Annotated in this window: 29 protein-coding genes and 2 tRNA genes; 17 read left to right on the forward strand and 14 right to left on the reverse strand. The window is 60.5% G+C overall.

Annotation, left to right across the window (positions count from 1 at the left end):
- Positions 1 to 114: 114 nt before the first annotated feature.
- Positions 115 to 1,257: an alpha/beta hydrolase gene (locus tag AC1PUL_RS12290; protein ID WP_480464467.1), complete on the reverse strand. Its 1,143-nt coding sequence runs from the start codon at positions 1,255 to 1,257 to the stop codon at positions 115 to 117.
- A gap of 367 nt (positions 1,258 to 1,624) precedes the next feature.
- Here AC1PUL_RS12290 and AC1PUL_RS12295 point away from each other — a divergent pair, with 367 nt between their 5' ends.
- The 3 genes from AC1PUL_RS12295 to AC1PUL_RS12305 all read left to right on the forward strand — a co-directional run bounded on the left by AC1PUL_RS12295 (position 1,625) and on the right by AC1PUL_RS12305 (position 4,581).
- On the forward strand, positions 1,625 to 2,659 hold the full coding sequence (locus AC1PUL_RS12295; RefSeq protein ID WP_480464468.1) for a TRAP transporter substrate-binding protein: 1,035 nt from the start codon (positions 1,625 to 1,627) through the stop codon (positions 2,657 to 2,659).
- Positions 2,660 to 2,731: 72 nt separating this feature from the next.
- Positions 2,732 to 3,271, forward strand: coding sequence for a TRAP transporter small permease (locus AC1PUL_RS12300; RefSeq protein ID WP_480464469.1), 540 nt, complete (start codon positions 2,732 to 2,734; stop codon positions 3,269 to 3,271).
- On the forward strand, positions 3,271 to 4,581 hold the full coding sequence (locus AC1PUL_RS12305) for a TRAP transporter large permease (protein WP_480464470.1): 1,311 nt from the start codon (positions 3,271 to 3,273) through the stop codon (positions 4,579 to 4,581). Before AC1PUL_RS12300 ends, AC1PUL_RS12305 begins: the two co-directional genes overlap by 1 nt.
- 20 nt (positions 4,582 to 4,601) lie before the next feature.
- Here the strand turns inward: AC1PUL_RS12305 and AC1PUL_RS12310 are convergent, their stop codons facing one another.
- A complete protein-coding gene (locus AC1PUL_RS12310; protein WP_480464471.1) occupies positions 4,602 to 4,838 on the reverse strand; it encodes an Ada metal-binding domain-containing protein in 237 nt (78 codons plus the stop codon).
- A gap of 152 nt (positions 4,839 to 4,990) precedes the next feature.
- On the opposite strand from AC1PUL_RS12310, the gene AC1PUL_RS12315 reads away from it, so the two are divergent.
- Positions 4,991 to 5,641, forward strand: a complete 651-nt coding sequence (locus AC1PUL_RS12315; protein ID WP_480464472.1) for a DUF2161 domain-containing phosphodiesterase — start codon at positions 4,991 to 4,993, stop codon at positions 5,639 to 5,641.
- A 16-nt stretch (positions 5,642 to 5,657) separates the two neighbouring features.
- Here AC1PUL_RS12315 and AC1PUL_RS12320 read toward each other — a convergent pair whose 3' ends face one another.
- The 4 genes from AC1PUL_RS12320 to AC1PUL_RS12335 all read right to left on the reverse strand — a co-directional run bounded on the left by AC1PUL_RS12320 (position 5,658) and on the right by AC1PUL_RS12335 (position 7,973).
- Positions 5,658 to 6,128: a DUF6644 family protein gene (locus tag AC1PUL_RS12320; RefSeq protein ID WP_480464473.1), complete on the reverse strand. Its 471-nt coding sequence runs from the start codon at positions 6,126 to 6,128 to the stop codon at positions 5,658 to 5,660.
- A 4-nt stretch (positions 6,129 to 6,132) separates the two neighbouring features.
- Positions 6,133 to 6,534, reverse strand: a complete 402-nt coding sequence (locus AC1PUL_RS12325) for a DUF6152 family protein (RefSeq protein ID WP_480464474.1) — start codon at positions 6,532 to 6,534, stop codon at positions 6,133 to 6,135.
- 164 nt (positions 6,535 to 6,698) lie between these two features.
- Positions 6,699 to 7,715, reverse strand: a complete 1,017-nt coding sequence (locus AC1PUL_RS12330) for a sulfate ABC transporter substrate-binding protein (RefSeq protein WP_480464475.1) — start codon at positions 7,713 to 7,715, stop codon at positions 6,699 to 6,701.
- 21 nt (positions 7,716 to 7,736) lie between these two features.
- Positions 7,737 to 7,973 (reverse strand): hypothetical protein, encoded by a 237-nt coding sequence (locus tag AC1PUL_RS12335; RefSeq protein WP_480464476.1) that lies wholly within the window; start codon positions 7,971 to 7,973, stop codon positions 7,737 to 7,739.
- 355 nt (positions 7,974 to 8,328) lie between these two features.
- On the opposite strand from AC1PUL_RS12335, the gene AC1PUL_RS12340 reads away from it, so the two are divergent.
- The 4 genes from AC1PUL_RS12340 (at position 8,329) to AC1PUL_RS12355 (ending at position 9,655) form a co-directional block, all read left to right on the forward strand.
- Positions 8,329 to 8,580 (forward strand): hypothetical protein, encoded by a 252-nt coding sequence (locus tag AC1PUL_RS12340; RefSeq protein WP_480464477.1) that lies wholly within the window; start codon positions 8,329 to 8,331, stop codon positions 8,578 to 8,580.
- Between the two features lie 100 nt (positions 8,581 to 8,680).
- Positions 8,681 to 8,929: a hypothetical protein gene (locus AC1PUL_RS12345; RefSeq protein WP_480464478.1), complete on the forward strand. Its 249-nt coding sequence runs from the start codon at positions 8,681 to 8,683 to the stop codon at positions 8,927 to 8,929.
- 105 nt (positions 8,930 to 9,034) lie between these two features.
- A complete protein-coding gene (locus tag AC1PUL_RS12350) occupies positions 9,035 to 9,283 on the forward strand; it encodes a hypothetical protein (protein WP_480464479.1) in 249 nt (82 codons plus the stop codon).
- A gap of 123 nt (positions 9,284 to 9,406) precedes the next feature.
- Positions 9,407 to 9,655: a hypothetical protein gene (locus AC1PUL_RS12355; RefSeq protein WP_480464480.1), complete on the forward strand. Its 249-nt coding sequence runs from the start codon at positions 9,407 to 9,409 to the stop codon at positions 9,653 to 9,655.
- An 89-nt stretch (positions 9,656 to 9,744) separates the two neighbouring features.
- On the opposite strand, the gene AC1PUL_RS12360 is transcribed toward AC1PUL_RS12355, so the two are convergent.
- On the reverse strand, positions 9,745 to 10,176 hold the full coding sequence (locus AC1PUL_RS12360) for an RrF2 family transcriptional regulator (protein ID WP_480464481.1): 432 nt from the start codon (positions 10,174 to 10,176) through the stop codon (positions 9,745 to 9,747).
- 217 nt (positions 10,177 to 10,393) lie between these two features.
- Here AC1PUL_RS12360 and AC1PUL_RS12365 point away from each other — a divergent pair, with 217 nt between their 5' ends.
- From AC1PUL_RS12365 to AC1PUL_RS12380, 4 genes are all read left to right on the forward strand, one after another.
- Positions 10,394 to 11,143 carry a phosphoadenylyl-sulfate reductase gene (locus AC1PUL_RS12365; protein ID WP_480464482.1) on the forward strand — a complete coding sequence of 250 codons (750 nt, stop codon included), beginning with the start codon at positions 10,394 to 10,396 and terminating at the stop codon, positions 11,141 to 11,143.
- Positions 11,144 to 11,350: 207 nt separating this feature from the next.
- Complete coding sequence (gene cysD, locus AC1PUL_RS12370; protein ID WP_480464483.1) at positions 11,351 to 12,307, forward strand: sulfate adenylyltransferase subunit CysD; 957 nt, start codon at positions 11,351 to 11,353, stop codon at positions 12,305 to 12,307.
- 1 nt (position 12,308) lies between these two features.
- Positions 12,309 to 13,787, forward strand: a complete 1,479-nt coding sequence (gene cysN / locus AC1PUL_RS12375; protein WP_480464484.1) for a sulfate adenylyltransferase subunit CysN — start codon at positions 12,309 to 12,311, stop codon at positions 13,785 to 13,787.
- Between the two features lie 526 nt (positions 13,788 to 14,313).
- Positions 14,314 to 16,005, forward strand: coding sequence for a methyl-accepting chemotaxis protein (locus AC1PUL_RS12380; protein ID WP_480464485.1), 1,692 nt, complete (start codon positions 14,314 to 14,316; stop codon positions 16,003 to 16,005).
- Positions 16,006 to 16,043: 38 nt separating this feature from the next.
- On the opposite strand, the gene AC1PUL_RS12385 is transcribed toward AC1PUL_RS12380, so the two are convergent.
- Entirely contained in the window at positions 16,044 to 17,084 is a 1,041-nt protein-coding gene (locus tag AC1PUL_RS12385; protein WP_480464486.1) for a LacI family DNA-binding transcriptional regulator, read from the reverse strand.
- Positions 17,085 to 17,366: 282 nt separating this feature from the next.
- Positions 17,367 to 17,443, reverse strand: a tRNA-Pro gene (locus AC1PUL_RS12390).
- Positions 17,444 to 17,778: 335 nt separating this feature from the next.
- On the opposite strand from AC1PUL_RS12390, the gene AC1PUL_RS12395 reads away from it, so the two are divergent.
- The 3 genes from AC1PUL_RS12395 (at position 17,779) to AC1PUL_RS12405 (ending at position 20,829) form a co-directional block, all read left to right on the forward strand.
- Positions 17,779 to 18,198 carry a hypothetical protein gene (locus tag AC1PUL_RS12395; protein WP_480464487.1) on the forward strand — a complete coding sequence of 140 codons (420 nt, stop codon included), beginning with the start codon at positions 17,779 to 17,781 and terminating at the stop codon, positions 18,196 to 18,198.
- Between the two features lie 422 nt (positions 18,199 to 18,620).
- Positions 18,621 to 18,881, forward strand: coding sequence for a hypothetical protein (locus AC1PUL_RS12400; RefSeq protein WP_480464488.1), 261 nt, complete (start codon positions 18,621 to 18,623; stop codon positions 18,879 to 18,881).
- Positions 18,882 to 19,050: 169 nt separating this feature from the next.
- Positions 19,051 to 20,829, forward strand: a complete 1,779-nt coding sequence (locus AC1PUL_RS12405; protein WP_480464489.1) for a flagellin N-terminal helical domain-containing protein — start codon at positions 19,051 to 19,053, stop codon at positions 20,827 to 20,829.
- 110 nt (positions 20,830 to 20,939) lie between these two features.
- Here AC1PUL_RS12405 and AC1PUL_RS12410 read toward each other — a convergent pair whose 3' ends face one another.
- Positions 20,940 to 21,494, reverse strand: coding sequence for a helix-turn-helix transcriptional regulator (locus AC1PUL_RS12410; protein ID WP_480468570.1), 555 nt, complete (start codon positions 21,492 to 21,494; stop codon positions 20,940 to 20,942).
- Between the two features lie 385 nt (positions 21,495 to 21,879).
- Here AC1PUL_RS12410 and AC1PUL_RS12415 point away from each other — a divergent pair, with 385 nt between their 5' ends.
- On the forward strand, positions 21,880 to 23,052 hold the full coding sequence (locus AC1PUL_RS12415) for a GGDEF domain-containing protein (protein WP_480464490.1): 1,173 nt from the start codon (positions 21,880 to 21,882) through the stop codon (positions 23,050 to 23,052).
- A 6-nt stretch (positions 23,053 to 23,058) separates the two neighbouring features.
- Here AC1PUL_RS12415 and AC1PUL_RS12420 read toward each other — a convergent pair whose 3' ends face one another.
- From AC1PUL_RS12420 to AC1PUL_RS12430, 3 genes are all read right to left on the reverse strand, one after another.
- A complete protein-coding gene (locus tag AC1PUL_RS12420) occupies positions 23,059 to 23,847 on the reverse strand; it encodes a phosphate/phosphite/phosphonate ABC transporter substrate-binding protein (RefSeq protein ID WP_480464491.1) in 789 nt (262 codons plus the stop codon).
- Positions 23,848 to 23,882: 35 nt separating this feature from the next.
- Positions 23,883 to 24,806 (reverse strand): fatty acid desaturase, encoded by a 924-nt coding sequence (locus tag AC1PUL_RS12425; protein WP_480464492.1) that lies wholly within the window; start codon positions 24,804 to 24,806, stop codon positions 23,883 to 23,885.
- Positions 24,807 to 25,445: 639 nt separating this feature from the next.
- Positions 25,446 to 25,520: transfer RNA gene (locus tag AC1PUL_RS12430), tRNA-Gln, on the reverse strand.
- A gap of 171 nt (positions 25,521 to 25,691) precedes the next feature.
- Between AC1PUL_RS12430 and AC1PUL_RS12435 the strand changes: the two genes are divergently transcribed.
- On the forward strand, positions 25,692 to 26,252 hold the full coding sequence (locus AC1PUL_RS12435) for a type 1 glutamine amidotransferase domain-containing protein (RefSeq protein WP_480464493.1): 561 nt from the start codon (positions 25,692 to 25,694) through the stop codon (positions 26,250 to 26,252).
- A gap of 89 nt (positions 26,253 to 26,341) precedes the next feature.
- Here the strand turns inward: AC1PUL_RS12435 and AC1PUL_RS12440 are convergent, their stop codons facing one another.
- Positions 26,342 to 26,668 (reverse strand): hypothetical protein, encoded by a 327-nt coding sequence (locus AC1PUL_RS12440; RefSeq protein WP_480464494.1) that lies wholly within the window; start codon positions 26,666 to 26,668, stop codon positions 26,342 to 26,344.
- Positions 26,669 to 26,703: the final 35 nt, after the last annotated feature.

A 26,703-nucleotide genomic window follows, 5' to 3' on the forward strand; every position in this document is an offset into this window, starting at 1 on the left:
AGCCAACGCATAAATTGCGCAAGACACCCTATTTCTTCCGCCGTCAACCTGCCAAAACGCAAGGCTGCCCTGCAGCGCGGGAGCAGCCGTCCAGTCAGCACACCGCTGCCTGGATTACTGGCGACGCAACACCTTCGCGGCAAGCGAGAAGGGACTGGAAACGGTCTGGGCAGCGGCATCGAGTACGAAGGCGCCGGCGTCACCGAGCGTTGCCGTCGCTGCCGGCTTGTTCAAAGTCGCCGCCAGCTGCTGGGCATCGAAGAAGCGATTGTGATTGGTCGCGTCGGTTGGCTCGAGCTGGGAGATATCGATCACCGTCACGCCGTAACGCTTGGCGGCTTCTGCCACCTCTGGATCACGTGCATCGATCGAACCCACGCGCTGGGTGCCAGCACCGAGAATGCTCGATACCCTGAGCGCCCGGTCATCCGGGGCAACGAGAAGCGTTATCGGTGTTCGCATTCGGCCGATGACGTCGAGCTGGGCGGTGAACACGTCGCGATCGATATCTGGAGCGGCCATGATCACACGGAGCCGGTCCAGGACGTCATCCTTGCCTTCCAGTCTGAGCTGTCTCAGGGCCTCTGCCGTCAGCCAGCCGCCCATCGAATGGGCGAAGACATCCACCTGGCCCTTTCTGGCGCGCACGACATCCCTCAGAAGATTGGCCAGCGCATCACGCGAATAGGTCGCCGATTCCTTGTCCGCGACATAGCCTGGAAGGGCAGCAACGGATGGCCAGGAAAACAGCACCGGCGTTCCATCGATATTGCTGTCGGTGCTGAGCTGGGCAAGGCGGAAGAGCGATTCCTGGAAGTTATAGTTATAGCCGTGCACGAAGACGACCGGCGGCGCGGCCTTCGGGCTGCCGATCGCGCTCAGGAAGCTCTGGCGCTCCAGAACGGACTGCCCGACGACGGCAAAGTCCGTCTTTGGATCAACCTTGCGGCCGGGCTTTGGCCATTCGATGTTGGTCGGCACATGATTGGGCGGGATCGAGATGCGGAAGCTCGCATAATTCGGGTCGCGGGTTTTCGTCGTCGTGAAAACATTCTGGCCAGGCTCCGCCCGGTCGCGCGTCGTGACGGTATAGAGCGTCTCGACGCGGGTGGGCTGATAGTCGGTCAGAGCGACTGTATCGAGCGTTTCAGGACCAGGCCTTCCGGCGCAGGCGGCAAGTAGGCCGACTGCGGCCGCGCAGATGGCAAGTTTCGCAAAACGCGGGGTGGAGGCAATGGCAACAGAGACGACATTCATAGTGTGATCCAGCCTTGTTCATCGCCACCGGCACGCTGCTCGTCATGAACGCGTTGCGGCCGAGCTATAGCGGTCCCAGCGCGCTTCGCCAAGCTCAGGAAGTGCGACGACAGCAGGGGTCGTCCAGAGTTCGGCCTCCCTGTATTCGAGAGCAGGCACATATCGATCCGGTTATGAGTTTCCGCGAGAAGATTATTTGCTTGGCGACAAACCATCTGTAATCATAACCATCAAGGAAGCGTTTGTCGGATGGGAGAGAGGTAAGCAGCGACACGACCTTTACGTGACTGAGGAGGTCATGTTCATTGGTCGTCGTGTTGCCTCGAGCCGGCGGACTTCCCGAGCTCAGATATCAAGGGAGGAGATCATGTTGCGCCAATTCGTTATTGCCGGACTGTCCGGTATTGCAGTGTCGTTGATGGCAACCGCCAGCTTCGCCGCAGACGTTACCCTCAAGCTTCATCAGATGCTGCCGCCGCAGGCGACGATCCCGTCCAAGGTGTTGCAGCCCTGGGCCGAGAAGATCCAGGCCGACTCCGGTGGGCGTATCGCGGTCGAACTTTATCCGGCCATGCAGCTGGGTGGTAAGCCGGCCGACCTAGTCGATCAGGTCAAGGACGGCGTGGTTGACCTGACCTGGACGCTGTTCGGTTATACGCCGGGCCGTTTCCCGAAGTCGGAAGCCTTCGAGCTTCCCTTCATGGTCACCACCGCTGAGGCGACCTCCGTCGCCTTCCAGGAATATTATGAAAAGCACCTCAAGGACGAGTTGACGGATTACCACGTGCTTGCGGTTCACACGCATGGCCCGGGCCTGATCCACACCATCGCCTCCAAGCCGGTGCAGAAGCTTGAGGACATGCAGGGCCTGAAGCTGCGTGGAACGTCCAAGGTCATCAACCAGATGCTCGAGGCCATGGGTGCATCTGCGGTTGGCATGCCCGTGACGGCCGTGCCGGAAAGCCTGTCGAAGAGCGTCATCGACGGCTCCGTGGTGCCGTGGGAAGTAACGCCGGCGATCAAGATTGCCGAGCTCGCTCCGAACCACACGGCCTTCTCCGGCCCGAATGGGCTCTACACCGGCACCTTCGTCTTCGCGATGAACAAGGACAGCTATGACGCGCTGCCGGATGACCTGAAGAAGGTCATCGACGACAATTCCGGCAAGGAACTCGCCCGTCTATTCGGCCAGGCCATGGATGCAGGCGATATCCGCGGCAAGGAGATCGCCGACAAGGCCGGCAACACGACCTATGTTCTGGACGAAGCTGAAACCGCGCGCTGGAAGGCCGCCGGCGAAGCCGTGACGAAGGCATGGATTGCCGAGATGGACAGCAAGGGCCTCGACGGCACCACGCTCTACAACGACGCTCTGGCGCTGATCCAGGCCAATACTCAATAACCTCCCCGCCTTGTCCGGGCGCTTGTCGGAAGGCGCCCGGACCCTTTGCGCCTACTTTCAAAGGACTTTCTGATGGTGACTGCCGTGTCCACCAGCTTCGAACGATTGGAGCGGGCTTGCCATGCTCTTGCCACCGTCCTTGTCGTGTTCGGCGGTGTCTGCCTCGTAGTCGCCTGCGGCCTGACGGCCGCCTCCATCCTGGGCGCACTGACGATCCGCCCTCTTCCGGGTGAGATCGAACTGGTCGAGGCGCTCTGCGGCCTTGCCGTCTTTGCCTTTCTGCCCTTCTGCCAGTTGAAACGCGGCCATGTCGGCGTCGATATCCTGATCTCAGCCTTCGGACCGAAGGCGATGAACTGGACGCAGCTGATCGGCGACATCCTGATTACGCTTCTGATCGGCCTGATCACCTGGCGCCATGCCATCGGCACCATGGACAAGTTCGGCAATGGTGAGACGACGCCGCTGCTTCTCCTGCCTGTGTGGTGGGGCTATGCCATCGCGCTAGTCCTTCTCGTCGCCAATCTCCTCGTCTGCCTCTATGTGATCGCCGCCGATATCCGCGCGATCCGCCAGGGCAAGACGATCGTCGCTGCGATGGGAGCGCACTGATGAGCAGCATTGAAATCGGTCTCTGGTCCTTCCCGGTCCTTATCCTCCTCATCTTCCTGCGCGTCCCGATCGGGGCTGCCATGCTCGCCACCGGCATGGTTGGCACCTATCTGGTGCTTGGCAAATGGACGCCCCTGCTCGCCCAGCTGAAGGCAATCGCCTGGAATACGAATGTCAATTATTCGCTGTCGATCATTCCGCTCTTCCTGCTGATGGGACAATTTGCGGCGCGTGGCGGCATGAGCCAGGCGCTGTTCAATGCGGCAGCCGCCTTTCTCGGACACCGCAAGGGCGGGGTCGCCATGGCCGCCGTCGGTGCCTGTGCCGGCTTCGGCTCGATCTGCGGCTCGTCGCTGGCAACCGCGGCGACCATGGCGCAGGTGGCGCTGCCGGAACTGAAGCGCAACGGCTATGCCGGCGGGCTTGCCACGGCTACGCTTGCCGCCGGTGGCACGCTCGGCATCCTCATTCCGCCCTCGGTCGTTCTGGTCATCTATGCGATCCTCGCCGAGCAGAACATCGCCAAGCTCTTCCTCGCCGCCTTTGTGCCCGGGATCATTGCGGCGATCTCCTATCTGATCGTCATCGCGATCTATGTGCGGCTGAAGCCGGAAAGCGCCGGCCAGGCGCCGCGCATTCCGTGGAAGGATCGCGTGCCGGCCCTGATTGCCGTCTGGCCGGTCGTGGCGATCTTCTTTGCGGTCGTCGGCGGCATTTATCTTGGCTGGTTTACGCCGACCCAGGCTGCCGCAGTCGGTGCCGCCGGCGCAGGGCTCGTGGCCTATGTCAATGGCGGGCTTGACCGCCAGTCGCTGATCGCCTGCTTCAAGGAGACCGCCGTTTCGACGGGCATGATCTTCTTCATCATTCTCGGTGCCTCGGTGTTCAACTCCTTCCTCGCCTTCTCCCGACTGCCGCAGGTGGGCGCGGAATGGGTGACAGCGCAGGGCTTCACGCCGATGACGGTGCTGATCATCATCCTGGTGCTCTACATCATCTTCGGCTGCATCATGGACTCGCTCTCCATGATCGTGCTCACCATCCCGATCTTCTTCCCGATCGTGACGGCTATGGATTTCGGCATGAGCCCGGAGCACTTCGCCATCTGGTTCGGCATTCTGGTGCTGATGGTAGCCGAGATCGGCATGATAACACCACCCGTGGGCTTAAATCTCTTCATCATATCGGCCATGTCGAAAGACGTCCCGATCCGCGAGACCTACAAGGGGATCGTGCCCTTCGTCGGGGCGGACGTATTCCGCATCGTTCTACTCACGGCCTTTCCGATCATCTCGATCTTCCTGGTGTGACAAGAGGCGAGGCCGAGGGATCACCAGCTTTCGGGATTACCCGGACGACAGCGCAGACAGGCTCGGAAGCCGCCCGCAAGGGCGGCTTCCGCCGTTTCATGGATCACGACATTCTCCGGACGGGCGGGCCGCGAGGGGCAGGACGGACGACAGAAGATGCCGGTGGAGCGGACCCCGTAGACAAACAGTCCGTCCTGCGACGCGTCGCGGGTGCGGATCGCCTGCCAGCGGGCATCATCGATCGGGTCTGGTGACATGGCCTGCTCCTTGGTTCTGCAGAAAGATGATGGCGCAGCGACCCAACACAAGGCCACCCGGTTCTTGCCGCCCCGCTCGAAGGATTTCGGATGACGCAGAGGCACGAAGCACGCTAGGGACAAGTCAGCCCGCAACCTGATCCCGGCCCCCGATGGAAACCTCGCTCTATCTTCCCGTCAAAAGCTTTCTCGAAGGCGCCGGCTACACCGTCAAGGGCGAGATCGGCGGCTGCGATCTCGTGGGCCTGAGCGATGGCGATCCGTCCGTCGTCGTCATCTGCGAGCTGAAGCTCAGCTTCAATCTCGAACTCATCCTGCAGGCGGTCGATCGGGCCTCGGTTGCCGACGAGGTGTGGATTGCGGCGCGCATCTCCGCCAAGGGCAAGGGGCGCGAGAGCGACAAACGATACCGCGATCTCTGCCGGCGCCTCGGTTTCGGCATGCTGGGCGTTGCCGACAATGGGGAGGTCAACGTGATCGTCGGTTCGGTGACGCCGATGCCAAGGACCAATCCGAAGCGACGCTCGCGGCTGATGCGCGAGCACCAGAAGCGCAAGGGTGACCCGGTCACAGGCGGCAGCACGCGCACGCCCCAGATGACCGCCTATCGCCAGCAGGCCCTTGGCTGTGCGGCGGCGTTGGAAAGCGGTCCACTCAAACTCATCGAGGTCAGGGCCCGCGTGCCCGAGGCTGCCAAGATCCTGCCCGACAATGTCTATGGCTGGTTCGAACGGGTGGAGCGGGGTGTCTACGGCTTGACGCCTGCGGGGCTGGAGGCGCTTGCGCGGTGGCAGAAGCCGTGATGCAGGCTAAGTCGATCTAGAGAAAACCGATCCAGCGACCGGCAAGGACGGCTGCAACCCAGATCACGAGCGAAAGCACCGCCGCCAGACGGAGTCCTCGGGATGGTGGGGCCCCGGCAAGCACGGCCTTCCAGCCTTGCGATCGGCGCACGGAGACCGCGTTCAGGGCGCCCAAGGCGACGAGACCGAGCTTGGTCAGGAATGCCGTGTTGGCCGCATAATCGAGCGGTTGGACCGAAAACAGCAAGGCACCGGTCAGGATCGCGGATGCGAGGGCGATGGCAGCGATGCGTGACAGGATCCTAACCGTCTCGCCAAGCGGCAGTCCGGCGAAGGCCCCGAGCAGGCGCAGGTCGAGGATGACCGTCGCGCCGAGGAGCATGCCGAGCGAGAGGATATGGCTGGCATTGGCTATGATGTAGAGCACCGGCGCGCGGATGAACGCCCGGGCCAGCATCGTATCGCCAAGGACTGCCAGCCATTCCATGGCTTCAGTTGGTCACGATGCGGTTCGGATAGATATCGTAGTTCTTGCCGGCCACGATCACCCGCACGGCCTTGAGGCGCTTTTCCTCCGGGTCGAGCGAGCGGTTGCCGCGCACGGTGATCTCGTCGCCGACGGCAACGACGCCTTCGACGAAGCCGGAGCGCTGGGTGAGGCCGGGATTGCCGAGCTCGATACGCCATGGGCCTTCGGCGGTGTCGAGTTCCAGCGTTGGATGCGGCGGGGCAAAGGAGATCGCGGTGATCTTGCCGGTCAGGTTGATTTGGTCTGCCTCGGCCCAGGACCAGCCGTGATGGGCGACGGCGGCACCGGCAAGGAGAAGACCGCCGGCCAGGGCGGCGGCGGGCAGCGAAGGCTTGAGCAAGGATAGGCTGAAGGAAGGGGTCATGATCGGCTCCGGATGGGGTTCAATCCTATCCTCAAGGGTAGTGCGCCCCGCCGGTTTTTCGACCTCACCTTTGCTTGATCTGCCGGTGAGATGAGAAGGGGCGGCGCAAAACAGAAAAGGCGGCCCTTTCGGAGCCGCCTTCCTGCCTCGGGAGGAGCCGCCCGTCAGGGGCGGTAGATCTGGTCGAAGATGCCGCCTTCGCCGAAATGTTCGGGCTGCGCCTTGGCCCAGCCACCGAAGAGCGGATCGTCGATGGTGACGAGATCAAGCTTCGGCAGCTCCGTGCCCGAGCCGGCCGGAACGAGATCCGGGCGCGAGGGACGGTAGAAGTGCTTGGCAATCAACTGCTGGCCTTCCGGGGAATAGAGGTAGTTCAGATAGGCCTCCGCCTGCTTACGGGTTCCGTCGCGGTCGACATTGCGATCGACCACGGCCACGGGTGGCTCGGCGAGGATCGAGAGCGACGGCGTGACGATTTCAAAGGCGTCGCTGCCGAATTCCTTGCCAGCCAGATGGGCCTCGTTCTCCCAGCAGATCAGCACATCGCCGATCTCGCGCTGGGCGAAGGTGGTCAGCGAGGCGCGGGCGCCGGCATCGAGCACGGGCGCGCGGCGGTAGATCTCGGCGACATAGTCGCGGATCTTCTGCTGGTCGCCGGCAAATTCCCGGTTCGCCCAGGCCCAGGCGGCGAGATAGTTCCAGCGCGCGCCGCCCGAGGTTTTCGGGTTGGACGTGACGATCTCGACGTCGCCCTTGACCAGATCGCCCCAGTCCTTGATGCCCTTGGGATTGCCCTGGCGGACCAGGAAGACAATGGTCGAGGTATAGGGGGCCGAGTTGTTCGGCAAACGTGCCCGCCAGTCGGGAGCGATGAGCTTGGAGCGTTCGACGATGATGTCGATGTCGCTTTGCAGGGCAAGTGTGACGACATCGGCGCCCAGGCCTTCCATCACGGCGCGCGCCTGCCGGCCGGAGCCGCCATGCGACTGGTCGATGGTGACGGTCTCGCCGGTTTCCGCAAGCCAGTGCTTCGCGAAGGCGGCGTTGTAGTCCTGATAGAATTCGCGGGTCGGGTCGTAGGAGACGTTGAGCAGCTCCGCAGCGCCCGCCGGCAAGACCAGACCCGTGGACAAGCTCAGGCCGACCAGAAACGCCGATAGATGTTTTCCCATGCACGTCATGTCTGTGCCTCCTCTCTGGCGTTAACGATTTAAGACTACCGAACGGGTCGTCTTAGTCAACGTGGCCGGAAAAATAGCAAAACCGTGCTCGTCAGCGGGTGTCGTGGCGGAATGGAAGCGCTGCTGCGCGCCTGGTTCGTGATGAAATCTGTCGCGATCCGGTGGCGGCACGAAATCGCGCTGCTCTTCGTCCGAACCAGCACACGCGTCTCGCAGGCTGGATCCGGCCATCAGCGAATGGCCTTTGGCAAGCGACATGCGGCGGCTCCGCGAGGGGTCAGAGAACCAGAATTGTGCGGCTCCCTGATCGTGAGAATGGCTCTCAGAACACAGCCAGGACCCTCTCGCCCCCCCCTCAATCGCAGTCACGAAAGGGTGAAAGCAGTAGAAAATAATCGTTGTATGTCATAGTTAAATGACAGTGTCCTTCAACGCTAACGCGCTGATTTCACTCACATCTCTCCGCAAGTATCATCCCTGATACCGAGTACACTTGCCGAACCAATCAGTTCGATTGTGCGCAAAGGGCTCTTGCAAACCAAATTCCTCTACGCCATATCTCAATCATCGAACCGAGCAGTTCGATTAAGCAAGGTTCTAAAGGCACACACTCATGAAGACCATCGCAGCAGCAATCTTGACCTCCATACTGGCCGCTCCCCTGGCCACGTCGGCCGCTGCTGCGATGCAGCCAATCCCGGGCTCCATCACCTATGGCGGTGCCCAACCGAGGCTCGAACAGGCCCCCGCCGGTTCGAACTTCTTCCACACCTTCTATCTCAACGGCACCGAGGTGCACGAGATTTACAAGGTGAACCCAGACCGGACCGTCTCCATCGTCTCCCGTTCCATGTCGAACGACTGACGCAGAAGGCGACCCGCAACACAGGTGAAGCACACCCTGAAACGCAACCTACAGCTGAGACCGTGAAGGCCAGCTCTCTTCAAGATAAGGAAACACGACCATGAAGACCATCATCTCTGCCGCCCTCATCTCCATCGCTGCTGGCTCGGCCGCTTTCGCCGCCGTCCAGCCGATCCCGGGCTCGATCACCTATGACAACGCAAACGTCCAGCTGGAAAAGGCACCTGCCGGTTCGACCTTCTTCCACACCTTCAACAACGGTGATGGCCGTGACGTTCGCGAAGTCTACAAGGTCAACGCCGACAAGACCGTGACCCTGGTTGATCGCCAGATCTCCAACGCTTCGTAATTAACGCGCCTCCCAAGACGCACAGAAGACCCCGGTGGCTGGCTCGGCCCTCCCCCTCAGACCCCGAGCCGCCGCCAACCTAACCCTAGACAAGGAACCAAGACCATGAAGACCATCATCTCCGCCACCCTCATCGCCCTCGCAGCCGGCACCTCGGCTTTTGCCGCCGTCCAGCCGATCCCGGGCTCGATCACCTATGACAACGCCAATGTCACGCTCGAAAAGGCACCAGCCGGCTCGACCTTCTTCCACACCTTCTCCAACGGCAGCGGCCAGGATGTTCGCGAGATCTACAAGGTCAATGCCGACAAGTCGGTGACCCTGGTTGATCGCCAGGTCTCCAACGCTTCGTAATCTCGAAGCGAACGATAACGCGCCTCCCAGGACGCAATACCTCTCGGCGGTCGGTCCGGTCCCCTCTCCCCCGCCCCAAACCGGGCCGCCGCCACACCCAACGCTCCACAAGGAAACACGACCATGAAGACCATCATCTCCGCCACCCTCATCGCCCTCGCAGCCGGCACTTCCGCCTTCGCCGCCGTCCAGCCGATCCCGGGCTCGATCACCTATGACAACGCCAATGTCACGCTCGAAAAGGCACCCGCCGGCTCGACCTTCTTCCACACCTTCAACAATGGCAGCGGCCAGGACGTTCGCGAGATCTACAAGGTCAACGCCGACAAGACCGTGACCCTCGTCAACCGCTCCATCTCCAACGCCTCCTGATCTTCAGGGTGCGTGTGGGGCCCCGCAGCCAAGGCTGCGGGGCTTTCTTTTCGTTTGTGATTGACGCGAGAAAGGGTGCCCCACGAGGCTCAATGGGCGAGATCGTCCGCCTTTGCGGCAGCGTCTGCCAGGCTGGTCGACAGCAGAACAGCACGCGTCTCGTCGGCCACCTTGGCAAAGACCCGCCGAATCTCGCAATCGGTTTCGCCATCGCAATCCTCGCAACGGCGATAGGCCGTGAGCGACAGGCAGGGCAAGGGTGCAACAGGACCGTCGATCAGCCGCAGCACTTCGCCATAGGTGATTTCGGTGGCCGGACGATGCAGCAGATAGCCGCCCTGCTTGCCGCGCCGGCTTTCCACCATGCCACCACGCTTCAGATCCAGCATGATCTGCTCAAGGAATTTCTTCGGAATCTTCTGCTTGTCGGCGATATCGGGGATCTGGATCGGCTCGCCCGGCTCAGCCCTGGCAAGAAGCGTCAGCGCTCTCAGCGCATACTTGGCTTTCTGTGTGATCATCGATCGTCAATGTCTGCCATGAGCGGCTTCAAATCGTGCCTCGGCCATAGCGCAAATTCCCGCGCCGTGCCACGGGTCATTTCAGCCGTGCGGCACGAATTGCCGCGATATCTGCATGCGAGAGAGATATTTGCTCTTTCGATGCAACTCGGCGAACGTCGATTTCTGTCCGTCCCGCCGCTCATGCCGGATAATGGCGTCACTGAGCAGGGATCCCATGATGACTACGAACACATCCGCAGACCTGGCCCGGACGCTGGACCAGCAACTCGCCTCGGCCGACCTCACCGAGCGCCTGCGCATCGTCGCGGGCCTTGATGGAAGGGCTGTTTTCACGACCTCGCTCGGCATCGAGGATCAGGTGATTACCGCGGCGATCGGGCTCGCCAACCTTCCGATCGATGTCTCGACGCTGGAGACGGGCCGCCTCTTCAAGGAGACGGTGGACTTGATCGCCGAGACCGAAGAGCGTTTCGGGATTGCGATCAAGCGCTTCCATCCGCGCCAGGACGACATCGATGCCTATGCGGCGAAGTATGGTTTGAACGGCTTCTACGAGAGCGTCGAGGCTCGGCATGCCTGCTGTCATGTGCGCAAGCTGGTTCCGCTGGGGCAAGCGCTTGCCGGTGCCCGCTTCTGGATCACCGGTTTGCGCCGCTCCCAGTCCGGCAACCGCGCGGCCACCCCGTTTGCGGAATATGACGCCGAGCGCGACCTGATCAAGGTGAACCCGCTCGCCGACTGGTCGATTGACGACATCAACACTTACGTCGAGGCCGAGAGCGTCCCCACCAATCCGCTGCACAAGCGCGGTTACCCCTCGATCGGCTGCGAGCCCTGTACCCGTGCGATCAAGCCGGGTGAACCGGAGCGCGCCGGGCGCTGGTGGTGGGAGAATGACGAGAAGCGCGAATGCGGGTTGCATGTGCCGGAGGCAGCAGCGTCTTCGGTCGCGGCGCCGGCTTGAGTAGGAACGAGAATTCACCCCCCTCTGTCACTTCGTGACATCTCCCCCACAAGGGGGGAGAGCGGGGCGCCAGCCACTCGCCTCCCTGCCTGGACTGGGCGCTCGGGAAGCGGATTTCGGTCTCCCCCCGTGTGGGGGAGATGCCGGCAGGCAGAGGGGGGTGCCACGAAATGCCATCGTCGATGGCCATCAAGGCAGACAGAGACCATGCACACACACACATCCGAATTCGATCCGCATTCCAAGGATCCCGTCACCAAGCCGCCGCTCGATCCGCATCTGAAGGCGCTCGAGAATGAGGCGATCTATATCTTCCGCGAAGTGGCAGCCGAGTTCGAGAAGCCGGTCATGCTCTATTCGATCGGCAAGGATTCGTCCGTGCTCCTGCACCTGGCACGCAAGGCCTTCTTCCCCGGTCGCGTGCCCTTCCCGCTTCTGCATATCGACACCGGCTGGAAATTCCCCGAGATGATCGCGTTTCGCGATGCGACGGCGGAGAAGTTCGATCTCGACCTGATCGTGCACACCAATCCGCGGGGCAAGGAAGAGGGTATCGGCCCCTTCACCCATGGCTCGGCCTATCATACCGATGTGATGAAGACGGAAGCGCTGCGCCAGGCGCTCGACGCCGGCAAGTATGACGCGGCCTTCGGCGGCGCGCGTCGCGACGAGGAAGCCTCCCGCGCCAAGGAACGCATCTACTCCTTCCGCACGCCCGACCACAAATGGGATCCGCGCAACCAGCGCCCGGAACTCTGGAACATCTATAACGGCATGATCCGCCGGGGTGAAAGCGTGCGCGCCTTCCCGCTGTCGAACTGGACCGAAGTCGACATCTGGCGCTACATCCAGGCCGAAAACATCGAACTGCCGCCGCTCTATTATGCGAAGAAGCAGAAATATGTGGAACGCGACGGCATGCTGATGTGGGCCGAAGACCCACGCTTCGAGGCCTTGCCCGGCGAACAGATCCAGGAAGGCATGCTGCGCTTCCGCACCCTCGGCTGCTGGCCGCTGACCGGCGGCATCCGCTCCAATGCGACCACCCTCGACGCGGTGATCGCCGAACTCGAAATCGCCACCGTCTCCGAACGCCAGGGCCGCGCCATCGACCGCGACCAGGCCGGATCGATGGAAAAGAAGAAGCGCGAAGGATATTTCTGAGATGACCGCAGCTGCCAATACCGCCCTCGCCACCGAGGCAACCCAGACCGAAGCCGCACCCGTCATCCGCGACTCGCGTCCCCTTCGCCTGATCACCTGCGGCTCCGTCGATGACGGCAAGTCGACGCTGATCGGTCGCCTGCTGTGGGATACCAAGGCCGTCAAGGAAGACCAGGCGGCGACGTTGCGCCGCGATTCCGGCCAGCAGAACGATCTCGGCCTGCCCGATTTCGCCCTGCTGCTCGACGGCCTGCAGGCGGAGCGCGAACAGGGCATCACCATCGATGTCGCCTATCGCTATTTCGCCACCGACCGCCGCTCCTTCATCGTGGCCGACACACCCGGCCACGAGCAATATACCCGCAACATGGCAACCGGCGCCTCGACGGCGGACCTCGCCATCCTGCTGGTTGACGCTCGTGCCGGCCTCCTGGAACAGACCCGTCGCCATGCCACCATCGCCTCGCTGATGGGCATCAAGCAGTTCGTGCTGGCGGTGAACAAGTTCGACCTCGTCGGCTACGACAAGGCCGTGTTCGACCAGATCAGCACCGAGTTCAAGGCACTGGCGCTGACCCTCGGCGTGCGCCAGGTGACAGCCATCCCGATGTCGGCGCTGCAGGGCGAAAACGTCGTCTATTCCGGCAAGTCGGTGATCCCGTGGTATGAAGGCCCGACGCTGGTCGAGACGCTGGAACTCGCCACCCTGCGCTCCGGCCAGTCGACCGGTTTCCGTCTGCCCGTCCAGCGCGTCTCGCGTCCGGGCGAAAGCTTTCGCGGCTATCAGGGCACGGTGGCCGGCGGCGCGGTGAAGCCCGGCGACAGCGTGGCCATCCTGCCCTCCGGCCAGGTCGCCAATGTCAAGCAGATCGTCACCTTCGACCTGGTGCGCAACGCAGCCGTTGCCGGTGACGCGATCACGCTGGTACTCGACCGTCAGGTGGACGTGGCGCGCGGCGACATGATCGTCTCGCTCGATGCCCAGCCGCAGACGGGTCTTGCCTTCGACGCGCAGATCGTGGCGCTGCAGCCGGATGGTATCATACCGGCCAAGCGCTACTGGCTGAAGGCCGGTTCGCGTCGCCAGCGCGTGCAGGTGCAGCCGGTGCAGCAGCTGGATCTCAAGTCCGGCAAGTGGCAGGCGGCCGAGATGCTCCAGATGAATGCCATCGGCAAGGTGCATCTGTCCTTCGACGAGACCGCGATCTTCGACCCCTATGAGCAGAACCGCGGCACCGGCGCCTTCATCCTGATCGATCCGGACACCAACAACACGGTGGCCGGCGGCATGATATCAGCCAAGCGCTCGGAACTCGGCGAGCTGAACGCCCATGACGGCCGTGTGATCCTGTCGCTGCCAGCGGATCTTGCCGAGCAGCTGCTGGCCACCGAACTTTTGGCCAGCCGCCGCGACGAAGTGGAAACCCGCCGTGTGACGACAAGCGCTGCGCGCCAGTTGTTGGATGACATCGACGGCTGAGATCCAAGTTCCTATGACTGCCACGACCGGCCCGCTCTTGTGCGGGCCGTTTTACGTGGATGACCGGCGCGTCCGTAAACAGGGCCAGACAAGCTTTCCGACTTTCATAGATACGCCTCGCGTCCGCGTATCGACACGGCATGAACGCTTTCCGTATGGGCGTAGTGATCGCCCGCAGCGCAACCGTGGAGCGATTGTGCGGATAATGCACTCGGCACTGTCCCCGGGTAACGGGATGTGACTGGCCGGAACAGCCCAGACCGGCCTGCCGCCGGATCGCAGCGTCACCGCTATGCAGACACTTGAGGTCTTCCGCCAATACTTTCAAACCCTTGGCAACCAAAGGCCTGTGGCGGTGTATGGGCACCGCTGTAGTTACGAAATAGTGATCGAACTTGATCGGACCAACTCGCTCGCACCCAAAAAAGGACTAGGACCTTAATCGCTGCCTTAAGTTTTTGCTCTTACCGATACGGACACCAACGCGCCGAACGTGCGGCAGCGCAAAACAGCAACCGGAGGACATATGCAACTGCCAGGTTTTGGAAGTTCGAAGAACGTAGCGAAGATGTTGGCGCTGGAGGCGCTGCAGGCGAATGTCATGGTGGCCGACGGCAATCTTAACATTACCTACATGAATCCGGCATTGGTGGAGCTTCTCAAAGCCGCTGAGGCGGACCTGAAGAAGGAATTGCCGACATTCAGCGTCGCGAGCCTGATCGGCAGCAATATCGACATCTTCTGCAAGCCCCGCTCGGCGCTGAGCAACATCTTAGCTGCGAAGACCGCCAACCGCACGACCATCACAATCGGCAATCGCATCTATGACCTGTTGATAACCCCGCTAAAGCGGGGCGCGAAAACCGTTGGCTTCGTGGTCGAGTGGACCGATGCCAAGGCTCGCCTTATGGATGTCGATTTCGCGGCCCAGATCACGGCGATCTCCCGCTCCCAGGCGATCATCGAGTTCACCGTTGATGGCAATATCATAAACGCCAATCACAACTTCACCGATCTCATGGGCTATTCACTGCATGAGATTGTCGGACGGCATCACAGTATGTTCGTCGAGAAGGCGCATGCCAATTCCGAGGAATACAAGACGTTCTGGCAAACCCTTCGTGATGGCCGATACGTCGCCGCCGAGTTCCCGCGAAGGACGAAGAGCGGCAAGGAAGTCATCATCTCCGCCTCCTACAATCCGATCTTGGACAACCATGGCAAGGTCGTGAAAATCGTCAAGTTCGCCACCGATGTTACGGCCCGGGTGCGCACGGTCAGCTCCCTCGGTGACTCCCTGAAACGTCTTTGTTCCGGGGACTTCGGCTTCCAGCTCACCGAGCCGTTCTCAGCCGAATTCGAATTTCTGCGCCACGATCTCAACCGCTCGGTCTCCCAGCTTTGCGACACCTTTCGCGAGATATCGAGCAGTGTCGAGATCATTAGCCAAGGGACCCGCGAGATTACGCAGGGTGTGGGCGACCTTTCACGGCGGACCGAGAGCCAGGCGGCCAATCTTGAGGAGACGGCAGCGGCGCTAGAGGAAGTTACGTCCAACGTCAGCGCGTCAGCGCAACGCGCACAGGATGCCCGGGACGTCGCTGGCTCTGCCAAGGCGAGTGCCGAAAAATCCGGAGAGGTGGTGTCCCAGGCCGTGGATGCGATGAGCCGTATCGAAGTCTCCTCCTCGAAGATCTCCAACATTATTGGTGTCATCGACGAGATAGCCTTCCAGACCAATCTTCTGGCGCTGAATGCCGGTGTCGAGGCGGCACGCGCCGGTGAAGCGGGACGCGGATTTGCTGTGGTGGCTCAGGAAGTTCGCGAACTTGCCCAGCGCTCGGCCAAGGCCGCCAAGGAGATCAAGGACCTGATCCAGAATTCTGCAACGGAAGTTGCCTCCGGCGTCAGGCTGGTCAGCGACACTGGCGGAGCGCTGAAATCGATCAGCCAGTTGATCGTGGAGATCAATGATCACATCGTTGCCATTTCAACGGCAGCACGCGAACAGTCTTCCGGCCTGGTTGAAGTCAACAGCGCCGTCAACGGCATGGATCAGATGACCCAGCAGAATGCCGCCATGGTCGAAGAAAGCAGTGCTGTGGCTTCCACGCTCGCAAGCGAAGCCAACAAGCTGCGCGGCATGATTGGCCAGTTCAACCTCGGTGATCAGCAGAATGGCGCAGCAGCGGGGCAGCGGATGAGACGGGCGGCGTAACAAGTTTTACAGCATGACGGCCCGAGGCGTGGCTGACGTCACCCCTCGCGGTCCGTCGAGCCGCGTTTGACGAGCTGATAGCCGAGATCGACGACCTTGGACGGGTAGGTGCCCGATCCGGTCGCGCGGATGATCATGTCCACCGCGCGATAGCCGATTTCATAGCGGGGAACACGCACAGACGTGATCGCCGGAAAAGCGAAACCCGCATATTCCAGATCATTGAAGCCGCAGATGCCGAAATCCTCGGGAACGGCAATGCCCCGGCGCTGACATTCGAAGAGCACGCCAAGGGCGATATCGTCATTGTGGCAGAAGGCAGCGTCGACATCCGGGAACTCGCTTTTCAGCCGATCCAGCAAATGGCAACCAAGGCCAACGCTGCTGCTGGTATCGACGGAGAGTACAAGGGCAGGATCGAAGAGGTCTGCCTCCTCCATCACGGCCTTGAAACCTTCCAAGCGGCGCCTGGCACGAAAATCCCAGAGACCGCCCAGCATTGCGATGCGTTTGTATCCCTTTTCAAGAAGGTGCCGTGTGGCCGCTTCTGCGGCAAGCCGGTGGTCGATACCGACCGCCATGTCTGACGGCTGTCGGCTGATATCCATGACTTCGACCACGGGACAGGGGGCACGACGCAGGAGATCATCGATCGCGGGATCATCCATCTGCCCGACATGGATCAGACCGGCTGGATTTTGAGACAGGAAGAAGCGCAGCTGACGGAGCTGGTCTTCGCTGTCGGCCCCGGGGTTTGCATATTGGATGCGCAAATCGGAAGGTCGAACACGATCCTCGATACCGCGAATGAGGGCGAGAAAGGAATGGCTGGTCAAAACGGGAGAGACGACACCCACGAGACCGCTGTTCTTGCTGGCGAGAGCGCGGGCAGCAAGATCCGGCACATAGCCCATCTGCTCCACAACGCTCAGGATCGTGTCGCGCAACTGCGGAGATACTTTTTCAGGGTCTCGGAGGGCGCGAGACACGGTTATCGCACTCACCCCCGCTTTCTGAGCAACGTCTGAAAGCGTTACCTTATCCTGGCGCTGACGACGCCTCTTCGTGCTCTGAATCATGCTCACCAAACCGTATCAATTACAATTATTGGTAGAATGCACGACATTGGTGTGCAAGACTGCACTGGACCTTATGCACTTAAACTTAGACTAATCTTCCTTCTCAAGCAACGGCTTGCAACTCGCATTCAGGATTTCCAACGCAAATCGGGATGCATGTCTGCTACCATTGTTTGCATTGATTACAATTCAACACAGGCACGCGCCGCCATGCGCCTGTGACATATCTCACTGGGGGAGAAGAAAATTCAGGAAAATGATGATGATGTCGGGAGCATCGACTGGTCGGAGTGGAGTGATTCGAACACTCGACCCCCACGTCCCGAACGTGGTGCGCTACCAGACTGCGCTACACTCCGTGACCAGCGGCGCCTCTATAGACCAGCGATTTTCGTTGCACAAGCATGGAAACGAAAAAAGCGGCGATAAAGTTGAAGTTTTCGTGACGACGACCCGCATGTTGCTGAATTCATTGCCGGAAGGGCGGTGAACCTCAATCGGTCGTCGGCCCCTTCGAGCACAGCGACAAGCCGACAATCACGCCGTTGCGGAGAAGCCACCTGACAAAAAATTGCGGCTTAGCAGCAAGCGCTCCCGTTTCGCCCGCCACGCTTTCGCAGTAAAGCAGAGCTGGACCGGACGTGCCTGGCGCAGCGCCGACGGCGGTCTTGATGGGGTTCAAGGGACAGTGACAATGAATTTGGTGAAAAGCACCAGGAATGGACTGATCGCAACGGTCTGCGTGGCAATGGCCGGCTGCACTTCGGTGGGCGGAGTGCCGACCAACGAAATCGAGGCCCGGTGGAACGGTCAGCAGGCCGGCGCCTTCTTTGCCAAGTTCGGCCCGCCGGTCGCGGACGTGGCCTCCGGTTCTTCGACGCTTTATACCTGGCGTGGGGGTTATAACACCCGCGTCATTCCGGCGACCTACGAGGATCTCGGCGACGGCAAGCGGGGCAAACTGCTGACCCGCGCCCGCACGGAGTACCTGCGCTGCGAGGTGCAGCTGACCGTATCGTCCGATTACATCATTCGCGGTGTTCGCACTGTTGTCGATCGCCCGGGGACGCAGGGCGGAAAGAGCTACTGCGCGGAGTTCCTCACCGCAGCCTGATTGCGACGTAGAACATCATGGAGCCTCCCGCCAGCCGGCGTGGAGGCTCGTTTGCATTTCATTGTCTGGAAAGCTGTTTGAAAGCGACGGTTTGACCCGTCCGCCACCAGGAGGGCTTCATGCCCTTTCGACGCCCGGCGGTTGCGCGCGGGAGGACGCCGTGGATGACGCCCTCCCCGATACGCAATACAGAAACCGAGCGCTTCTCGACGCATTACCTTGGTGGAAGCGCCTCCTTTATAGGAAGATCAAGGTTAACAGTTGGCTTACAGAGCGAAGGATTTATAGTTAATTTTCAGTGACCTAGCAGATGGCATACGGCAGGCGCCGGAAGAGGCAAAAAGCCTTGAAAACCGGCGTCTGTAGCGTATTGCGCGCATCTCAGTACTTGACGATGTTCTTGTTTTGTTCAAAATCGTCTGATGACCCAGACGATAAACACACTCGGAAAAGCGCTGCGCCACAACTTCCTCGTGGTCGCCACCTGCCGGGAATGCCAGAACCAGGGGCGGTTTCTGGCGAAAGACCTGGCCACATTCTACGGTCACGGCCGGGACCCCTTCTCGCTGAAATTTCGCTGCAGCCGCTGCAACACGCGCAATTGCAAAGTGACGCTGATGGACAACCCCTATGACCGCACGCCGGAGACGATCGTCTGGCGGCCGGTGAAGGTGAAGCTGTGAGCAGCGCGTCGTTTCGCCTGTGACAGACGGACTTCGAGAAATTTTGATACCTCCGTATTTTTACGGATGAAACTTCATAGGGGCGTTAACCATTTCGAAACCATAACGGTCGCCGGGGTCATTTCTCATGAATGATTTTCTGGTTTTTCCTCTGGGCGGTCTGATTTCGATGACGAGCATCCTTACCAATCTTCCTGCAATGACAGCCTTGCAAACGCTGAGAAGCCTGTCTTCCGATCTGCAGGCAACACAGGAACGCGTGAGCTCCGGCCTTCGGGTCGCGATCGCCGCAGACAATGCCGCCTATTGGTCGATTTCGACGACGATGCGCTCTGACAGCAAGGCCATTTCGGCTGCCGCGGATGCGCTGGGTCTTGGGGCAGCCAAGGTCGATACGGCCTATGCCGGGATGACTTCGGTGATTGACGTGCTGACCGAATTCCAGGCGCGCCTGGTTGCCGCCACCGAAGAGGGCGTGGACAAGGCCAAGGTTCAGACGGAACTGGACCAGTTGAAGGATCAGGTGAAGTCGATCACCGACTCCGCGAGCTTTTCCGGCCAGAACTGGCTGACCACCGACATCGCCGACATCTATGACGTCAACATCAACAAGACCCAGGTCCTCTCCTCCTTCGTGCGCGACAGCAATGGGGGCGTGTCGACCAAGTCGATGACCGTGGATCTCTCGGAGATCTCACTGTTCAACAGCACGGGAGGCGGCCTCCTGGAGAGAGATCCGCGGGATATCGAGACGATTGCGGGCATGCGAGATCTGTGGAGCGAGATTGATGGCGCAAAGGTTTGGGGGCCTAACTGGAATTCGGCATCGGTAGCGCGAGTTCGGGATATCGTCTTTTCCGGCCCGCTCGATCTGACAGGCACCGGCGATGCAATAACCTTCGACGTTACCGTAGACAGAGATGAGCCGTCTCACGGCATCTCGCCGCCCTATAATCCTGGTAAAACAACCGTCGGTGTCACTATCGACAAGACATTTCTGGATACGCATTTCCCAAGTTGGAATGGCGTCGTCGCCGACCACAAAGCGTTTGCGCAAGTACTGAACATGGCTTTATCGGTGAACAACACTGGGGCGGCAGCAGGCCTGCAATACGACAACGACTATCCAAATGGTATCGAACCTGACGTCTACCAGATACTAACCCTACAAAACTCCGGGCTTGACGGCTCCTACATCGAAATCAGCAATCTCACGTCGCAGGTCACGTCGGGATCTCACGGCTTGAGCAACACGTCCGCCCAGGCACCGCGCGGTTCGCAGATGACGCTGCCCTTCGACTCATTCCAGGTTTTCCGTGATGGCGAGGAACCCGATGGTATTGAGGTGACGTTCAGCTTCTATGTGAACAGCGAAAGCCCGAAGACCTATTCCTTCGACCGGACCTATGTGAACAACCTGCTCGGCAAGACCGATGGGACGGTGTCAAGCTCGGCGGAAATGGTCACGCTGCTGACCTCGCTGATGCAGGCCGACTGGCCGGACGTGATCATATCGGATACGGGTACCGGCGTTTCGATGGTTCTCGATCCACTGGCCGATCGCCGGGCCGGGAGCGGATCACGGATCGGCTTCAGCGACATCACGGTCAGCCACGAGCCCATCCCCTCCATCGACTTCATGAACATTGATATCGTGCAAAACCCGGACTGGGTGCGGACCTATATCAACTACATGGAGACCGCGACGGCGCGGGTAGTAGATGCGGCGGCAACGCTTGGCGCGCTGCAGACGCGCATCGATATGCAGGCGGAATTTGCCGCACGGCTCGCGGCCAATATCGAGAGCGGGATCGGTCGCCTTGTCGATGCCGATATGAATGAGGAATCGACAAGGCTGAAGGCGCTTCAAACACAGCAGCAACTTGCCATCCAGGCGCTGTCGATCTCCAACACGGCACCCGACGTAATCTCGCAGTTGTTCCGCTAAAGAATTTACAAGCAAGCGTGACCGCTTCGGCGTCAGTCAATGCGAAAAAGTCACGGCTTGGAACATCAACGGCGACAAACTTGTCGCAGGCATTCCCTGCGGATCACGGGTCAACGGGCTGGCGCGTGATCGATATGCGCCGCGACCAGCATGGCCACGAGATGGACGGTGTTGCGCGCGCCGTACCGCTGCTTCAGCTTTTCCAGCCTGTGCTCCACCGTGCGATGGGACAGGCCTAAGAGCTCGGCGATCTCCTTGGCGGTCGAGCCCTCGATCAGCAGCTGGACGACCGCCTCATCGGCCGCATCAAGCGTTTCGCGGGCGGCGGGCTGGCCCAGCATGAACTGCGCATAGGACGAGGATATCACCCATTCGGAGCCGCCCGCCTTCTTCTGCGGCAACAAAATCCGGTCATATCCGACGCTGACACCAAGAAGCTTCGTCCGAACAAGCTCCGTTGCAGGCTGCTGGCGCGCAACGACATCGGTCAGGCGCGGGATGACCGACTGCTCCATGTAGGCGCGGTCCTTGAAATCGCCGAGGCGACCATCGGAGAACAGGCTGTTGATGTCGAGCAGGCGGGAGGTGAAGCCGGAATGGCGGACCGTGCGCATGTGCCAGTCCAGTGGATCGGAGCCTCTGATCTCGATCAGCGTCAGCCGCATCTTCAAAGTCAGAAGATCCAGTACACGACTGTAGATGCTCTCAGGTCTTACGGGACGGTCAGGTGATGTTGTGATCCAAGCGTCAAGCAATCGGCCAACAACGACGGAAAAAGGTGTTTCTCGGGGCATGTACTCTACGCTGAATCAACTGCCCCAACCTGATACAGCCGCAGATAGAAGGTCGCAATCAACTAATGCATAGACATCAGAAATACAACCAATCTCTCCAAGGGGTTGCGCCATTCGCTTCACTTCGAACAGAGGCGATAACATGGGGGTGATACCCATCACTTTTCGCGGGTATTCATAAGCAAATTCAATATAAGTTAACCATACGAATCGCATAACAGTCTTAAATGTAACGATCGTAGTGAGCGGGAATCCGGTGGGCGAAAGTTCGGTTATTGTGTATGTTCCGCCGATCCTGTTTGGTCTGGTTGCGCTGACATTTATAGTTCTCTGGCAACAGAAGATCGTCACCAACTGGCAGTGGGGAGCAGGCTTCGGCCAGACTGCCCTCGGCTTCTCGCTTTCGACCTTTCCGATCCAGCCGATCTTCGATGCTTTCGCGTCCGGCATGATCTTTATCGGTGCGGCCTATTGCTACAGCAGCGCCGTGTTCGAGCATTTCCAACAGCGATCCTTCGACCGCGAAAGGCGATGGTTTGTCGGCCTCTACACCCTGCTTCTGCTCGTTTGCATCTTCGTTCTGGAGAGCCTGCGCTACCAGATATTTTTGACAGACATTGGCTTTGCCTGCCTGATCGGGCTCGCCCTTGCGATGACGGTGCCGAAGGCAAAGCGCAATGCCGACAAGATGCTTCTTGCGTCGATCGGGCTCGTCTTCATCGATACCGTGGCACGCGCCGTCTATTTCTTCTTCTTTTACGGCAATGCCAGTGACAATTTCGGCGACTTCGTCGATTCCGCCTATAATCTGGCGGTGCACATCACCACCATCACGATCTGCATGACCTTCCCGTTCTCGGCCCTGGTGGCGAGCGGGGTATCAGCCATGGATCGGCACAGACAGGCGGCGGAGCGGGACCCGCTGACCGGTCTTCTCAATCGTCGCGGCTTCGAGGCAGCACTGGCCGGACTTAGCCCATCTGAAGCGCGCGACGGCGCGGTCCTCGTCTGTGACATCGACCATTTCAAGCGGATCAATGATACGCTCGGGCATGCCACGGGCGATGCCGTCATCTCGGCCATTGCCGATATGCTGCGACAAGTGACGGGTCGGGACACTGTGACGGCCCGCTTCGGTGGAGAGGAATTCGTGACCTTCCTGCCCCGCGCGACGGTTGCCGATGCGCGGAAACTCGCCGAGAAAATCCGGCAGACAGTGTCCGAAAAGGATTGGCGCTTCTTCGGTCTCACGGGCGTGGTGACGGTCAGCATCGGCATAGACCGTCCGCGCTCCGGTGACAGCGATCTCTATTCGGCCATCGCCCGGGCCGATCGGGCGCTTTACGCAGCCAAGGCAGCCGGGCGCAACCGTGTGTTTGAGGCCGAGGCGCACAGCACCGTCGGTGCAGCGGCCATGGAAACAGTCTGACAATCGTCAGAGCAGTTCCGGATACCCAGCACTGATTGCAGCCCGTTCATGGTCGAGCAAGATGTCATAGGCCGCGTCTTCCAGGACAACCACATCCGTGAGGCCAAGGATAGTGCGGGCTTCCTTCAGTTCGGGAGCCGTGATTGCCGCCTGCAGCGCGCTGCGGAGAAGCGCCAGTTCATCATCGGAGGTATCAAGGCGGGTGATGAAGGGCAGATTGGGGCCGGAGGCGGTTTCGGCGAGGATGTGCAAACCTTCGATGCGCTCGGGCGCATGACGGCGCAGGAGATCAAAGGTGATGCAGTCGATGGCGGCGAGATCGGCTTTGCCTTGGCGGACGGCCTCCATGCTCGCAAGATGGCCGCCGGTTTCCACGACAGCGGCGAAAAACGGCCTTCCTTCGGCATGCGGCGCGACTGCGGCGCGCAGCAGGTTATAGCCAGAATTGCTGCCGGGTTCGTTGATGGCGACACGCAGGCCACGGCAGGCGGCGAGGCTTTCGGGCGCATCCCCTGCCCTGACGACGATGACGCTGACCATGGTATGTCCGTCACAGCCCGGGGCCTCGTAGACCGGGGTTGCGACCAGACGCACCCTGCCCCTCAGATGCTTGACGCAGGGAAAGCCGCAGGTCTGGGCGAGGAGAAGACGCGGATCGAGCCAGGCCTCGTGATGGGCCAGCGTTTCATCGAGGGCATCGGGGACGCCCTCAAAGCCTGCCTCACGCAGCCGCTCGCGCAGAAATGCCCACAGGTCACGCTGCGCCTCAACGACCACCGGTGGGGCGACATACATGGCGAGGCTGGCAAGCCTCCTGTCAGCGGGCCCTGTCAGGAGTACCTCGGATGGGTCGGGTCGTCGTGTTTCCTGAACAGGAAACGGCGGGCGACATCGCGATAGCCGCGATAGACGAGGCCACCATTCAGGCGCACAAGGAAATCGCGATGCCGCTCATAGATGCCGGGCAGCATGTACCAGGGCAGCGCCGGAACGCGATGATGCAGGACATGCAGATTGTTGTAGAGGAAGAGCAGGCCAAAGAGCGGGCTTCTCTCGACGATCGCCGTGCGCTCCTCGTGGTTATCGGCAAAGCGATGCTCGGCATAGGAGCGCAGGCGCGACAGCGCCGTGCCGCAATAGACGAAGGCAAAGAAGAAGAGCAGGAAGGGCATGTCGCAGACGGCGAGCACCCACCAGAGCACGACGGCGACGCCGAGCATATGCCAGGCCCAGAGGCGACGGCTATCGCCCTCCCCGCGGAAGACCTTGATCGCCTCGTGCCAGAGGAAGGAACCGAGGATGATCGCAGGGCCGACGGTCAGGCGACCGATCAGCGTCAGATTGAACTCCCACAGCGTGCGCCCGGCCCAGCCGAAGCGATCCCAGTCTTCCCTGGTGAAGTAATAGGATTCCGGATCCTCGATGGGATCGGTCAGATGCTCGTCGCGGTGATGGGCGAGATGGCTTTCCTTGTAGACCCGATAGGGCAGCCAAAGCGAAATCGGCGGGAAGCCGATGGCATCGTTGATCCATTGATGCCGCGTCGGATGATGGTGGATGACCTCATGTTGCAGTGATCCGTGCCAGGCGATCAGCCAGGCTCCTAGCGGCACGAGGATCAGAAGTGGAATGTCACGCCAGAACCAGGTGAGGCCAACAAAGCCTCCGTAAATCAAAATGGCCAGTGCGACGGTCGGCCACTCGATGCGCGCGATGCGCGGTATTTCGATCTCACCCTCGGCAAGCAGTGCCATGCAGTCCCCATAGCGAATCCCCTATGGCCGCTCAGACTATCTGCATGCGTGACGGCTTGATGGAACAAAAGCGGCAGCCGACGGCGCGAAAAGAGCAGAAAGAGGCGGAAATCGACAATAATTCTACGCCCAGCCCCGGAAAAGCGCGCCCGGCGGGGCTATTCATGTCAGTGATTGGCTTGCAAACTGAGAATTCTCGCCTGTTGAACAGATAGAGATACTGCGTCTTGTCCTCGACAGCTCCTCAGCTCTCCTCACATCGAGTTCCTGTCTCAAGCCTCGTTGATAATCCAAGGGACGCTTCTGTCGGTTACTGTGCCGGATGCCAAAAGCTTCTTTTGCCATCCTCCAGTCTCCCTCAGCAGGTCCCGTATTCTTAGGTCACCAGTCATTGTCGCGATGAATGCCTCATCAAAGCTTTCGAAAGTTCCGACAATTTCATCCTGAAACACGATCCTCTAACGATCACCGCCCTCAGGAATCGACGTAACCAGCCCCTTGCTAGAGTGATTGGTGTCATAGCAGTGCTGAGTAGCCATGCTCGCTCCATTGCGCCGGCTCCATGCACCGGAAAAGTGTTCCGGCAGTACTAATCCGGAACGAAGTAAGCTATTGAAAAAAATATAGATTTAAAAGCGGTGGCTGGGGCGCCAGGATTCGAACCTGGGAATGTCGGTACCAAAAACCGATGCCTTACCGCTTGGCGACGCCCCAACAGGATTGCGAGGCCGCGGGCGGCGCTGCAAATCGTGGCCTGATTATCAAAGCCTAAGCCGGGCGGCAACACCTTCGGAGGGGACTTTTCGCGTTTTTCCCGGAACGATGCCGCGGTCCTGTCGTTTGTCTGTCATCCCCTATGACAGAAACCCCATGAAAGGACATGCCATGCCCTCCATCACTTCCGCCCGCATCCTCATTCTCGCCACCCATGGCTATGAGCGCTCCGAGCTGCGCGTGCCGCTGGAGCAGCTGACAGCCAAGGGTGCAACGGTGAAGATCGCTTCGCTCGAAACGGCGCCGATCAAGAGCTGGGACGACAAGAACTGGGGCGACACGGTTGAGGTCGATCTCGTGCTCGAAGATGTCAGGATTGACGACTTTGATGCCCTCGTCATTCCCGGCGGGCAGATCAATCCCGACCTGCTGCGCAAGGAAGAGAAGGCGATCGAGCTGGTCAGGGCCTTCCTCAATTCCGGCAAGACGGTCGCTGCCGTCTGCCATGGCCCGTGGCTGTTGATCGAAGCCGGTGGCGTGAAAGGGCGGAAGGCGACCTCCTTCTCCTCGATCAAGACCGACATGATCAATGCCGGCGCAGACTGGCGCGACGAGGCCGTGGTCACCGACCAGGGCATCATCACCTCGCGCAACCCCGGCGATCTCGACGCCTTTGTCGCCAAGATCGTCGAGGAGGTCGAAGAAGGCCGGCATCAGCGCCGCGCGGCCTGAGCTTTCAAAAAATCGACCTGTGATCAAGCAAGAACCCGGTGGGCGACCGCCGGGTTTTTCTGCGTCGTCTGACGATAACGGCCAGCCGTTCATCCGGGAATAGACGGTATCTCGCGTTTCAGGTCCGGCTCGTCATGGATGAAAGTGAGCTGCAGGGTTGCCATGCGCTCGGCAGCGGCATTGCCACTCTCGGCGAGCACTAAGGGAGCATCGACGGCAATATCGTCGGCCCGCAAGGCCTCGATGAGAGAGCCGAAGGCTTCGCCCGGCAGGGTGAAGCGGATCGTGTTCATCAGGTTGGAATACATCTGCACATCGTCGATCCAGCCGCCGAGGCGGTTGACGGTGTCGAAGACGAGGCTCGTCGCAAGCTTGCGCTCAACGCGCGTGACGGCCGTCAGCATGAGGATGGCCATGAGCCCGCTCCCTTTCTCTCACGAGAGAGTGCAGC

The sequence above is a fragment of the Rhizobium sp. P43 genome, from assembly GCF_056730705.1.

Coding starts and splice junctions, on each gene's coding strand:
- AC1PUL_RS12320 (WP_480464473.1), bottom strand. CDS start 6,128: ATGGAATGGCTGGCAGTCCTTGGCGATACGATGCTGGCCCGGGCGTTC.
- AC1PUL_RS12300 (WP_480464469.1), top strand. CDS start 2,732: ATGGTGACTGCCGTGTCCACCAGCTTCGAACGATTGGAGCGGGCTTGC.
- AC1PUL_RS12310 (WP_480464471.1), bottom strand. CDS start 4,838: ATGTCACCAGACCCGATCGATGATGCCCGCTGGCAGGCGATCCGCACC.
- AC1PUL_RS12380 (WP_480464485.1), top strand. CDS start 14,314: ATGCAACTGCCAGGTTTTGGAAGTTCGAAGAACGTAGCGAAGATGTTG.
- AC1PUL_RS12400 (WP_480464488.1), top strand. CDS start 18,621: ATGACCCAGACGATAAACACACTCGGAAAAGCGCTGCGCCACAACTTC.
- AC1PUL_RS12360 (WP_480464481.1), bottom strand. CDS start 10,176: ATGATCACACAGAAAGCCAAGTATGCGCTGAGAGCGCTGACGCTTCTT.
- AC1PUL_RS12420 (WP_480464491.1), bottom strand. CDS start 23,847: ATGTATGTCGCCCCACCGGTGGTCGTTGAGGCGCAGCGTGACCTGTGG.
- AC1PUL_RS12335 (WP_480464476.1), bottom strand. CDS start 7,973: ATGTCGCTTGCCAAAGGCCATTCGCTGATGGCCGGATCCAGCCTGCGA.
- AC1PUL_RS12425 (WP_480464492.1), bottom strand. CDS start 24,806: ATGGCACTGCTTGCCGAGGGTGAGATCGAAATACCGCGCATCGCGCGC.
- AC1PUL_RS12355 (WP_480464480.1), top strand. CDS start 9,407: ATGAAGACCATCATCTCCGCCACCCTCATCGCCCTCGCAGCCGGCACT.
- AC1PUL_RS12405 (WP_480464489.1), top strand. CDS start 19,051: ATGACGAGCATCCTTACCAATCTTCCTGCAATGACAGCCTTGCAAACG.
- AC1PUL_RS12315 (WP_480464472.1), top strand. CDS start 4,991: ATGGAAACCTCGCTCTATCTTCCCGTCAAAAGCTTTCTCGAAGGCGCC.
- cysN (WP_480464484.1), top strand. CDS start 12,309: ATGACCGCAGCTGCCAATACCGCCCTCGCCACCGAGGCAACCCAGACC.
- AC1PUL_RS12395 (WP_480464487.1), top strand. CDS start 17,779: ATGAATTTGGTGAAAAGCACCAGGAATGGACTGATCGCAACGGTCTGC.
- AC1PUL_RS12350 (WP_480464479.1), top strand. CDS start 9,035: ATGAAGACCATCATCTCCGCCACCCTCATCGCCCTCGCAGCCGGCACC.
- AC1PUL_RS12325 (WP_480464474.1), bottom strand. CDS start 6,534: ATGACCCCTTCCTTCAGCCTATCCTTGCTCAAGCCTTCGCTGCCCGCC.
- cysD (WP_480464483.1), top strand. CDS start 11,351: ATGCACACACACACATCCGAATTCGATCCGCATTCCAAGGATCCCGTC.
- AC1PUL_RS12435 (WP_480464493.1), top strand. CDS start 25,692: ATGCCCTCCATCACTTCCGCCCGCATCCTCATTCTCGCCACCCATGGC.
- AC1PUL_RS12385 (WP_480464486.1), bottom strand. CDS start 17,084: ATGATTCAGAGCACGAAGAGGCGTCGTCAGCGCCAGGATAAGGTAACG.
- AC1PUL_RS12340 (WP_480464477.1), top strand. CDS start 8,329: ATGAAGACCATCGCAGCAGCAATCTTGACCTCCATACTGGCCGCTCCC.
- AC1PUL_RS12410 (WP_480468570.1), bottom strand. CDS start 21,494: ATGCGGCTGACGCTGATCGAGATCAGAGGCTCCGATCCACTGGACTGG.
- AC1PUL_RS12295 (WP_480464468.1), top strand. CDS start 1,625: ATGTTGCGCCAATTCGTTATTGCCGGACTGTCCGGTATTGCAGTGTCG.
- AC1PUL_RS12290 (WP_480464467.1), bottom strand. CDS start 1,257: ATGAATGTCGTCTCTGTTGCCATTGCCTCCACCCCGCGTTTTGCGAAA.
- AC1PUL_RS12440 (WP_480464494.1), bottom strand. CDS start 26,668: ATGGCCATCCTCATGCTGACGGCCGTCACGCGCGTTGAGCGCAAGCTT.
- AC1PUL_RS12330 (WP_480464475.1), bottom strand. CDS start 7,715: ATGACGTGCATGGGAAAACATCTATCGGCGTTTCTGGTCGGCCTGAGC.
- AC1PUL_RS12305 (WP_480464470.1), top strand. CDS start 3,271: ATGAGCAGCATTGAAATCGGTCTCTGGTCCTTCCCGGTCCTTATCCTC.
- AC1PUL_RS12345 (WP_480464478.1), top strand. CDS start 8,681: ATGAAGACCATCATCTCTGCCGCCCTCATCTCCATCGCTGCTGGCTCG.
- AC1PUL_RS12365 (WP_480464482.1), top strand. CDS start 10,394: ATGATGACTACGAACACATCCGCAGACCTGGCCCGGACGCTGGACCAG.